The sequence below is a fragment of the Streptacidiphilus sp. EB103A genome, from assembly GCF_041261405.1.
In the GTDB taxonomy this organism is placed as follows: Bacteria; Actinomycetota; Actinomycetes; order Streptomycetales; family Streptomycetaceae; genus Streptacidiphilus.
This window is the reverse complement of record NZ_JBGCAQ010000049.1, coordinates 1-9,099: the sequence shown is the minus strand read 5'-3', so window position 1 is coordinate 9,099 and position 9,099 is coordinate 1. Positions and strand designations below refer to the sequence as shown.

General features: G+C 67.0%; 11 protein-coding genes and 1 pseudogene. 3 read left to right on the top strand and 9 right to left on the bottom strand.

Features of this window, described 5'->3' with window-relative positions:
* Positions 1 to 288 precede the first annotated feature (288 nt).
* Positions 289 to 891, bottom strand: coding sequence for an ester cyclase (locus ABH941_RS40735; protein ID WP_370138469.1), 603 nt, complete (start codon positions 889 to 891; stop codon positions 289 to 291).
* Positions 892 to 1,037: 146 nt separating this feature from the next.
* On the opposite strand from ABH941_RS40735, the gene ABH941_RS40730 reads away from it, so the two are divergent.
* A complete protein-coding gene (locus tag ABH941_RS40730) occupies positions 1,038 to 1,502 on the top strand; it encodes a MarR family winged helix-turn-helix transcriptional regulator (protein WP_370138466.1) in 465 nt (154 codons plus the stop codon).
* A gap of 301 nt (positions 1,503 to 1,803) precedes the next feature.
* Here the strand turns inward: ABH941_RS40730 and ABH941_RS40725 are convergent, their stop codons facing one another.
* Together ABH941_RS40725 and ABH941_RS40720 are read right to left on the bottom strand one after the other, a co-directional pair.
* Positions 1,804 to 2,244 carry a DUF6069 family protein gene (locus tag ABH941_RS40725; protein WP_370138464.1) on the bottom strand — a complete coding sequence of 147 codons (441 nt, stop codon included), beginning with the start codon at positions 2,242 to 2,244 and terminating at the stop codon, positions 1,804 to 1,806.
* A gap of 46 nt (positions 2,245 to 2,290) precedes the next feature.
* Complete coding sequence (locus ABH941_RS40720; RefSeq protein WP_370138455.1) at positions 2,291 to 2,899, bottom strand: NAD(P)-dependent oxidoreductase; 609 nt, start codon at positions 2,897 to 2,899, stop codon at positions 2,291 to 2,293.
* A gap of 145 nt (positions 2,900 to 3,044) precedes the next feature.
* On the opposite strand from ABH941_RS40720, the gene ABH941_RS40715 reads away from it, so the two are divergent.
* A complete protein-coding gene (locus ABH941_RS40715; protein WP_370138453.1) occupies positions 3,045 to 3,548 on the top strand; it encodes a MarR family winged helix-turn-helix transcriptional regulator in 504 nt (167 codons plus the stop codon).
* A 77-nt stretch (positions 3,549 to 3,625) separates the two neighbouring features.
* Here the strand turns inward: ABH941_RS40715 and ABH941_RS40710 are convergent, their stop codons facing one another.
* The 6 genes and pseudogenes from ABH941_RS40710 to ABH941_RS40685 form a co-directional block, all read right to left on the bottom strand.
* A complete protein-coding gene (locus ABH941_RS40710) occupies positions 3,626 to 4,453 on the bottom strand; it encodes an aldolase/citrate lyase family protein (RefSeq protein WP_370138450.1) in 828 nt (275 codons plus the stop codon).
* A 98-nt stretch (positions 4,454 to 4,551) separates the two neighbouring features.
* Positions 4,552 to 5,124, bottom strand: a complete 573-nt coding sequence (locus ABH941_RS40705; protein WP_370138472.1) for a fumarylacetoacetate hydrolase family protein — start codon at positions 5,122 to 5,124, stop codon at positions 4,552 to 4,554.
* Between the two features lie 294 nt (positions 5,125 to 5,418).
* The gene (locus ABH941_RS40700; RefSeq protein WP_370138444.1) at positions 5,419 to 6,339 is read right to left on the bottom strand and encodes a dioxygenase; all 921 of its coding nucleotides are present in this window, start codon (positions 6,337 to 6,339) and stop codon (positions 5,419 to 5,421) included.
* 177 nt (positions 6,340 to 6,516) lie between these two features.
* Positions 6,517 to 6,702 (bottom strand): hypothetical protein, encoded by a 186-nt coding sequence (locus tag ABH941_RS40695; protein ID WP_370138441.1) that lies wholly within the window; start codon positions 6,700 to 6,702, stop codon positions 6,517 to 6,519.
* Positions 6,703 to 6,889: 187 nt separating this feature from the next.
* Positions 6,890 to 7,045, bottom strand: a pseudogene (locus tag ABH941_RS40690) (leucine zipper domain-containing protein); the annotation flags it as partial.
* 23 nt (positions 7,046 to 7,068) lie between these two features.
* Positions 7,069 to 8,322 (bottom strand): beta-ketoacyl synthase, encoded by a 1,254-nt coding sequence (locus ABH941_RS40685; protein WP_370138438.1) that lies wholly within the window; start codon positions 8,320 to 8,322, stop codon positions 7,069 to 7,071.
* A gap of 66 nt (positions 8,323 to 8,388) precedes the next feature.
* On the opposite strand from ABH941_RS40685, the gene ABH941_RS40680 reads away from it, so the two are divergent.
* Positions 8,389 to 9,006 carry a TetR/AcrR family transcriptional regulator C-terminal domain-containing protein gene (locus tag ABH941_RS40680; protein ID WP_370138435.1) on the top strand — a complete coding sequence of 206 codons (618 nt, stop codon included), beginning with the start codon at positions 8,389 to 8,391 and terminating at the stop codon, positions 9,004 to 9,006.
* Positions 9,007 to 9,099: the final 93 nt, after the last annotated feature.

The following is a 9,099-nucleotide window of genomic DNA, read 5'->3' as shown; positions in this document are numbered from 1 at the left end:
CAAGCTCACCGCCCGAGCCGCCCACGGCTTCCGCAACCCCACCAACCAACGCCTACGCACACGCTGCGTCACCACCCGCCGAGCCCGCGGACACCTCCACACCGCCTAAATTCGAAGACCCGCCAACCAGGCAACGCGGGTGACAGTTTTCGCCGGTGCGTCCCCCATAGTGTCTGCCCGCCCTTGAATGGCGGATCGGCATGGCCGGGCTGACTCGACCTCACGAGTCAGCCCGGCCACGCCGAACGACTGGGGGTCGCGGGAACCCCTGAAGGAAACAGTGGGACGTCAGGCGAGTCCGAGTTGCCGCATGAAGGTCAGCTGGTCGTAGATGATGAATTCCTCGTCCATCACACCGTGTCTGTTCCAGATGCCGACGGTGACCATGTTGATGGCGTATTTCTTGCCGGTGGGCGGGATGAAGCCGCCATTGCCGTCGGGCATGGGCCGGGTGAACGTGCCGGTGGAGACTCCGGTCACGGCGGTGAAATTGTCCTTGGCCACTCGGATCGGATGCTGGACGGTGCGGGAGTCGGGGGCGAAGATGAAATTGTACTTCATGTCCTCGATGTGCCTGGCCAGGCCGTCGGTGTAGTGTCCGTCGGGCCAGTGCGCGCGGACGTTCTCCGAGTGGCTTTCGCGGACCCGGTCCCATTGCTGGCCCGAGTAGACGACGAAGTCCAGCTCGTCGAAGGTCTTGAGATTGCGCCGTTCCTCGTGGGTCAGGTGCTTGGGGTAGCCCAGCGACTCCCCGGTCTCGGCGGGGTTGCCCATCAGTGCGGGCAGGACCGACGCGAACGCCGGATCGCTGCCGCTTTCCACTGCGGTGATGGCAAGGGCGCCCACGACGACAGCGCCGCTGCCCCGGAGAACCGCACGACGATCGATCATGTCATTCCTCCTCGAATACCTTTGTCCTGAACCCGCCGCCATTTCCGTGACATGATGACATCGGGCGGGATAAGACGTTCCAACTTGAACTACATATGAGGCTAGTTGAAAGTTCTAATCTGAGCAAGTCCTGGTAGCTTGAATATGTGAATAAATCAAAGTCGCTGAACCAGCGTGAAGAACAGGCGTGGCTCACGCTGGTCACCGCCAGCACATTGCTCAACCGGCTGCTCGATCAACAGTTGCGTACCGATGCTGGGGTGTCCCACGTGCAGTACGGCATCATGGCTCGCCTCACCGGCGCCCCCGACGGGTCGATGCGGATGCTGGCGCTCGCCGAAGCGCTGGCAGTCACCAAGAGCGGCCTGACCTACCAGATCGTGCAACTGGAGAAGGACGGCCTGGTCATTCGCAGAGCCTGCGCCACGGACGACCGCGGAGTGATAGCCACCATCACTCCGCTCGGCAGGGAGCTGATGCGCCGCGCGGCACCCGATCACGTCAGCCTGGTCCGTGAACTGGTGATCGATGCCCTCACCTCGGAGCAACTGAACCTCCTGGCCGAAGCCTTCGCCGAGATCCAAAGCCGGATCATCGAGCGCACGATGTAGCCCTCGCCCACCGGGGTGTGCCATCGCGCCGTTCGGTCGGAAGGACCGTGCGGCGGGTTAGGTGCTTTGTCATCAAGGTGATGTTGGCCAAGTGGCCCTGGCAGGATTTTCGCAACCGGGGATCATCATGGGAACGAAGGGCGCACGCTACCTGGCGCTGGGCATCCTCCTGCTGCGTGGTTTCGAACTCCTTTGCTGCTCCAGCATTTGACCGGTTGCAGGCTTCTCGAAAGGCGCAGATGTGGCTGCGCGGGAAGTGGGACATGAAGGGATGGGGCTGTGCCCGCCCGGGCGGGCTGCGTCAGTCCCGGGTGGCGGGGAGGGGGAGAAGCCGCTGGTAGGCGGAGATGGCGACGGCGGCGACAACGACGTGCATGACCATCAGGGCGATGACGGCACCCCAGCTGGTGCCAGGCCGGCTGTCGGAGATGCCGACCATGATGTCCGGGATCAGGCTGACGATCAGGATGGCCGGCACGAGGGTGCGCAGCAGCCGGGCCGGGTGTGCTGAGCATGCGCGGATGATCGCCCAGGCGACAGCGGCGGCCAGGACGCCAAGGACGCTGAGAGGGGCATAGGCGGAGGGTTGGAGGGGCTGAAAGTCGTCCGAGGCGCCGGCGGCGTGGGCCGTCACGGCGACGATGGCGTTGAGGGCGACGGCGACGACAGCGGTGCCGATCAGGCCGCCGGCGATGATGAGGCCGCTGGGGCGGGCCGGATGGGTGGCGAGCTGTCCGCTCATGAAGTTTCTCCGGATCGGGTGAAGGCGGGGCAGGGAGCGGGTCGGGTCAGCCGGCGATGACGACGGAGCGGCGGCTGGTGGCGGGGTTGGTCAGGGCGGTGAGCAGCCAGGCGGCGACATCGGCGCGGCTGATGGTGTCCCCCATGCGCAATGTGGCCGACTCGGGCAGTTGCTGGGTGGTGCCGGTGGCGGGGCCGTTGGTGAGGCGGACGGCGTGGACGAGGGTGTAGTCGAGGGCGCTGGCGCGCAGCGCGTCCTCGGCGGCCGCCTTGTCCTTGACCATGGCCGCCATGGCCGTACTGGACATGAGCTTGGCGGGTTTGCTCAGGCGCTCGCGCAGCACGGCGAAGGAGGACAGCTCCACGAACCGGTTGACACCGGTGGTGGTGGCGCCGGAGATGACGGCCTGCGTGGCGTCGGTGATGACGGTTCCGCCGGTGGCGCCGAGCGTGCTGATCACCGCACCGACGCCCGCCATGGCCTGCTCGACGTCACTGGCGTCGGTGGCCTGCCCGGCAACGATGTCGAGGCCGGGCCGGGCAACCAGCTTCTGGGGGGAACGCACGAGCGCGCGCACGGTGTGGCCCGCGGCCAGGGCTTGATCGACGACCAGGCCCCCGGTGGCACCGGTGGCGCCGAGTACGAGCAGCTTCATGGGGACTCCTCAGGGGTTCGATGCTGCTCGGCATTCCGGGCAGTCACTTCAAGCTATAAGTCAAAGGTAGCGGCAATGACTTCACACTTCAAGCGATAGCGAGCTGGATTCACTTCAAGCATCAAGTCTCGGTACAGTGGAGGGCATGACGAACACCCCGGCTGACGAGGCACCCCGCTGGCTCGACAAGGAGGAGCGCTGCGCCTGGCTCGTCCTGGTCGGCATCCTGCGGCGGCTGGAACCCGCGCTCGACGCGCAACTGCGCGACGAAGGACTGACGCACTTCGAGTACGGGGTGATGGCGGCGCTGTCGGAGTCGCCCGAGCGGGAACTGCGCATGAGCGCCCTCGCCGCGTTCGCCGAAGGCTCACTCTCCCGTCTTTCCCAGGTCGTGGCCCGCCTCGAACGCAAGGGGTACGTCCACCGCCGCCCCGATCCGGCCGATGGCCGCTACACCCTGGCCACCTTGACCGACGAGGGGTACGCGAAGATCGTCAGCGCTGCTCCCGGCCACGTCGCGGAAGTGCGCCGACTGATCTTGGACCCCCTGACCAAGGCACAGGTCAGACAGCTCGGCCACATCGGCCAACGCATCCTCCACGCCATCGCCCCGGACGACGGCGACCGCCCCCGAGATCCCTCACGCTGACCGGGCGTCCATCCACGGGCCCGGCTGCCCGGCCGCGGCGATGCCGGAGCACGTCCCAGGACGTGGCGCTCCGGGGATCACTCCGGCCGGGCGACCGATCGTTCTCCGTCGCGCGCATGCATCCCGGGCGCAACGCGGAACTTCACACCAGGTCCAGGTTCGCGGCGACAGGCGCAGCAGTCGCCGCAGCACTGGTTCGTGAAGGTCCTGGCGAGGGCGTCGGCGGCGCGTGCCAGCAGGCCTACATCCACGCCGACGGCGGTGAACGTGGTTCCGAGGTCGATGCACCGTCGCGCGAACGTGGGGTTGGTGGTCAGCACGCCGGCCGGTCTGTCGGCCGCGCGCACGCGTCCGATTGCCTCCTCGACTGCCTCGATGACGCTCGGTGCATTCGGGTCTCCGGGGTGACCGAGGCTGGCGGCCAGGTCGCTGGGGCCGATGAAGATCCCGTCCACACCGTCGACGGACGCGATCTGCTCGATCTGCTCGAGGGCGTGCCGCGATTCGACCTGGACGAGTACACACAGTTCGGTGTGTGCCAGGGCGGCGTAGTCCTTGACCCGGCCGAACCGGGTAGCCCGGGTCAACGCCGACACGCCCCTGACGCCCACGGGAGCGTACCGGGTGGCGGCGACCGCCGCGCGCGCCTCCTCGGCCGACTCGACCTGCGGTATGAGCAGCGACTGTGCGCCGATGTCCAGGAGCCGCTTGATCACGACGGGATCGTTGACCGGAGGACGCACCACTGGCGAACAGGAGTACGCGGCGACCGCCTGGAGTTGTGAGAGCACGGTCGCGACATCGGCGTGCGAGTGTTCGGTGTCGAGGAGCAGCCAGTCGAAGCCGGCGCCGGCGACGATCTCGGCTGCGTACGGGTCGGCCAGCGAGCACCACAGGCCGGTCATCTGCTCGCTCCGGGCGAGCGCGGCTTTGAACGCGTTCGGTGGCAGGGGCCACTGGCCCGGTGCGGACTGTGACAAACCGGTCGGAGAGTTGTTTACGGTCACCGGAACGCCACTCCGATCGAACCCAGCGGGCCGAAGTCCGCGTGGATGACGGTGTTCGGTTCGACCGAGACTGGTCGGGTGAACGAGCCCGACAGCAGCAACTGACCGGCTTCGAGGTGCTCGCCGACCGCGGCGAGCTTGTTCCCGAGCCAGGCGATGCCTGCCGCCGGGTGTCCCATGACGGCGGCCGAGACGCCGGACTCCTCGATGACCCCGTTCTTCGACAGGGTCGCGGCCACCCACCGGACATCGACGTCCATCGGGCGTACGACCCGGCCGCCGACGACCATCGCCGCGGCGGCGGCGTTGTCGGCGATGGTGTCGGTGATCGCGCGAGGTACCTCGGTGCGGTAGTCGATTACTTCGAGCGCGGGGACGACGTACTCCGTCGCCCGCAGGACGTCGTGGACGCGGAGGTTCGGTCCGTGCAGGTCCGAGCCGAGCACGAAGGCGAGTTCGACCTCCAGCCTGGGCTTGAGGTAGCGGTTCGCGTCGAGAGTGGCGCCGTCGTTGACGACCATGTCGTCGGTGAGGAAACCGTAGTCGGGTTCGGTCATCTTCGAGGCCATCTGCATGGCGCGGGACGTCAGTCCGATCTTGTGTCCAACGAGCCGAGCCCCGGCCGCCACCCGCTCCGCCGCCCAGAATTGCTGGATTGCATAAGCGTCGACGATCCCGAGACCGGGATAGGTGTGGCTGAGTTGGGTGATCGGTCGCCGATCGCGGTCGGCCTGCATAAGGGCAGCTGCGGCTGCGCGACGTTCTGCTTCGGTGATCACAGAGTTCCTCTCAGGGTACGGAGTGTCGTCGCGCGGCGTTCGGCTGAACGGGGCGGGCACCTGTCGGACGATGGCACGGTCACGTCACGCGCTGTCCGGCTGGTGTCGCGCTTGGGCTGATACGGGCGGGGTCGGCAGCCATGCCTCACCCGGCTCGACGACGAAGGTGAACTTGAGCCTGTACCAGGGCTCGGTCACGTCCGGGTCCGGCGCCGGCCCGTTCTCGTGGCGCACATACGTACCGATGAGGCGCTGCACGACGCCGAACTGCGCGTCGGTCTCCAGAATGGGGTCGTCGTGGCTGTAGAGCTGGGAGGCGATGGTCTTGTAACCCGGTTTGTAGATCAGCGCATGAAGATGGGCCGGCCGGAAGGGATGGCGTTTGAGCGCGGTCAGGAGATCGCCCACGGGCCCGTCCGTCGGTATCGGGTAACCCGAAGGCTTGATACTGCGGAAGGCGAAAACGCCTTCCTCATCGCTGAAGAACTTGCCGCGCAGATTCCACTCGGCCTGCTCGGGGTCCTGGTTCTCATAGAGGCCAGCCGGTGACGCGTGCCAGACGTCGACTTCCGCGCCGACGACCGCGTTCCCCTCGGTGTCGACGATCCGGCCGGAGAAGAACAGCGGCGGTCCCTCGGTGGGCGAGCGGACAATCGATGCGCCGTTGTTCATCGTGGGACTGCCCTGGCGCCAGAACGGACCGAGCAGGTTCGCCGAGGTCGGATTGTCCTCGGTGCCGTTGTTCATCAGCGAGACAAGCGTCGACAGACCCAGTGAGCCCGCCATCAGCCTGACCTCGTTGTGGCTGGACGTCGTGAGCCGCCCCAGCCTGGTCACGATGTTGAGGGAGGCGTCGAACTCCTCCTCGGTCAGCCGTACTTCTCGGGCGAAATCGTGCAGATGCCGCACCAGCGCCTGGACGATCTCCTTGACGCGCGGATCGCCGGCCCGCTCCGTCTCGGCAAGCACCGCTGCGGTGAGCTGGTCTTCGTCTTGGATGATCACGTCGATGTCCCCTAGTGACGGTCGGCTGCCGACTCGCGGCAAGCGTTGCCACGCGAGTATCCGAAGGCCACTCGGCCCGCACAACGCCCCTGTTCATCTAGCGAACAACGAGCTGCCGCGATGTGTTTAAGGCGCCGCGACACCAGCTCACACCAGCGGATCTTGTTCGTTCAACGGTCACTGCTGTGCCCTCGCGAGCACGCGGGGTCCCTCCGCCGTGGAGTAGCGGCGGTCTTGCACCGTCAGTCTGACGGCCCGAAGCCTGCCGGAGGGCGTGGAGACCATGGACAGCCAGCTTCCGTCGTCGAGCACCTCGACGGCGGGCAGGATGCGCCCGAAGTTGATCCGCCACAGCAGATGCACCTCGTACCGGCGGCCTGGCGCATCAGTTCCAGGCCGTCGGAGCCGCGATCGGCCAAGTGCAGCATGCCCGGTCGCAGCGCGGCGCAGAACTGCTGGGTCTGGCTCGTCTCACTGTCGATGTCAGGCCTGGCCACCGCGTCCACCGGGGCCCGGGTCCGCATTCGACCAGGGCGGTGAGCAGGAGCAGCGGCGTCGAGCTTCGATCGATCAACCCGACTTCGCCGCGTCCCCGGTGCCGGTTCACCCACTTCGACGCCGTTGCTCGGGATATCCCCATCTCTGCGGCGACATGTACAACCGGACGAGTCTTGCAACGCTCGATCAATCGGCGGCGACCCTCTATGTACTACGGTGCGTTCGCGTGGGTCATGGTGTCGTCGAGGCCGCATGGTGCCGTGCGTCGGTGACGATGAGCGAGACGTTCTGCCCACCGAAGCCGAAGGAATTGCTGAGCACGGCCTCCTGGGGGACGTCTCGCCGCTCAGTGACGATATCGAGATCGATGTCGGGATCGACGTCGGCCGCGGTGAGGTTACGGGTCGGCGGGATGACGCCGTGCTCCACACTGAGGACGGCGATGAGTGCCTCGATCGCGCCGGCTGCGCCAAAGAGATGACCGAGCGCCGCCTTGGGGGCTGTCACTGTGGCGCGGCCGAAGACCTTCCCGATCGCGTGCGCCTCGGCAACGTCGCCGACCGGAGTCCCGGTGGCATGGGCGTTGATGTGGCTGATCTGCTCGGGAGCAAGACCGGCTTGCGCGAGGGCCTTCCGCATAGCCGAGATCTGACCGGAGCCGTCGGCAGCGGGCGCGGTGATGTGGTGAGCGTCGGCGGCGATGCCAGCGCCAGCGAGCACCGCGTGGACACGCGCGCCCCGGGCACTGGCGTGCTCGGCGCTTTCTAGCACCACGACAGCCGCGCCTTCACTGAGGACGAATCCACTGCGGTCCGCGGCGAACGGCCGGGACGCAGACGCGGGTTCGACGGTATGCCGCGACAGTGCTTGTGCCTGGGCGAAACCGGCAACGGTGATCGGTGTGATCGCGGCCTCGGTCCCGCCCGCGATCACCACGTCCGCCTCGCCAGCACGGATGAGCCTGGCCCCCAGGGCGATCGCCTCAGCACCGGAAGAGCACGCCGAGACGGGCGTATAGACACCTGCCCGCGCACCGTATTCGATACTGATCAGCGCCGCCGCCGCATTGGGCATGAGCATCGGGACCGTGCGTGGCGAGACGCGCCGGGTCCCGGCCGCCTCCAGTACGTCGTCTTCCTTCAAGAGCGTCCGTACGCCCCCGATGCTCGTGCCGATCGCCGATGCGAGCCGGTGCGGGTCCACCTCTGGGGCACCGGCATCGGCCCAGGCTTCGGCCGCTGCGGCCAAGGCCGCCTGCTGCGAGCGGTCGAGCCGCCTGGCCTGCACCGGCAGCAGCAACTCGGCGGGGTCGATCGCCATCGTCCCCGCAACGGTGTCGGGAAGGCTGGCATCTTCGTGGCCAAGCAGGACGCCGCCGCGGATGCCGGACTCGCCGGCAAGCAGGGCGTCCCAGGTGGACACCACGTCTGCCCCGAGTGGTGTGATCGCGCCGAGTCCGGTCACGACGACTTCAGTCCTGTGCATGCCCCTCAACCCTTCTTGTATGCGATACAAGCGAACAGCCCATGTTGTATCACATACAATTTCGGTGTGGAGAAGAAGCGAACCGAAGCTGGATCAACGTCGGCTCGGCCGCGGGACCGCGGTCGCGCGACGAGGCACCGGCTGATTGAGGCAACTGCACGGCTCTGCATGGAACGGCCCGGCGCTGAGGTGAGCGTCGCGGAGATTGCGAACGCGGCAGGCGCCTTCCCCAATCAGGTCACCTACTACTTCGGCTCCAAGGACTCGCTTCTCGTGCACGCCGCCTTTCTCGGCTTGCTGCACGACGCCCGACGGATTGAGCGCATCGGTCGCCAAGCCCCCGATGCCGCGACATTTCGGCGCAACATCGCCCGCGCAGTACTGGCCATGCCATCGCTCCCGTCAGTCACGCGGGCACTCGCCGCCGGGATCTCCAAGCCCGAGCTCGCCCCCGTGGTCGACCAGCACCTCCAGTTGCTGTTCCGGCAATCTGAGCGCTTCCTGAGCCAGCTCATCGACAGTCGCGGCTGGAGGGCCCGTCGACCGCTCAACGTGGAAGCCAGGACGTTCTGGAGCACCGCGCTCGGTGCAGTGCTGCTCGTCCGCGCCGGGGCACATGGCACCGTCGCCGAACTCGACCTCGCCGGAGCATTGACCATCCACGACGACCCCGATCCCGGTTAGCTCAGCCCGGATCCACCGGTTGATATCTGCTGGGCGTGAGGCCCGGAAGCAAAGAGATGCCTTGTGACCTGCGAGGATGGGACTTCTCTAGGG

Excerpts from the sequence above, each read along its gene's own strand:
- ABH941_RS40735 (WP_370138469.1), bottom strand. The coding sequence starts at position 891 with ATGATCGATCGTCGTGCGGTTCTCCGGGGCAGCGGCGCTGTCGTCGTG.
- ABH941_RS40725 (WP_370138464.1), bottom strand. The coding sequence starts at position 2,244 with ATGAGCGGACAGCTCGCCACCCATCCGGCCCGCCCCAGCGGCCTCATC.
- ABH941_RS40720 (WP_370138455.1), bottom strand. The coding sequence starts at position 2,899 with ATGAAGCTGCTCGTACTCGGCGCCACCGGTGCCACCGGGGGCCTGGTC.
- ABH941_RS40715 (WP_370138453.1), top strand. The coding sequence starts at position 3,045 with ATGACGAACACCCCGGCTGACGAGGCACCCCGCTGGCTCGACAAGGAG.
- ABH941_RS40710 (WP_370138450.1), bottom strand. The coding sequence starts at position 4,453 with ATGACCGGCCTGTGGTGCTCGCTGGCCGACCCGTACGCAGCCGAGATC.
- ABH941_RS40705 (WP_370138472.1), bottom strand. The coding sequence starts at position 5,124 with ATGGCCTCGAAGATGACCGAACCCGACTACGGTTTCCTCACCGACGAC.
- ABH941_RS40685 (WP_370138438.1), bottom strand. The coding sequence starts at position 8,322 with ATGCACAGGACTGAAGTCGTCGTGACCGGACTCGGCGCGATCACACCA.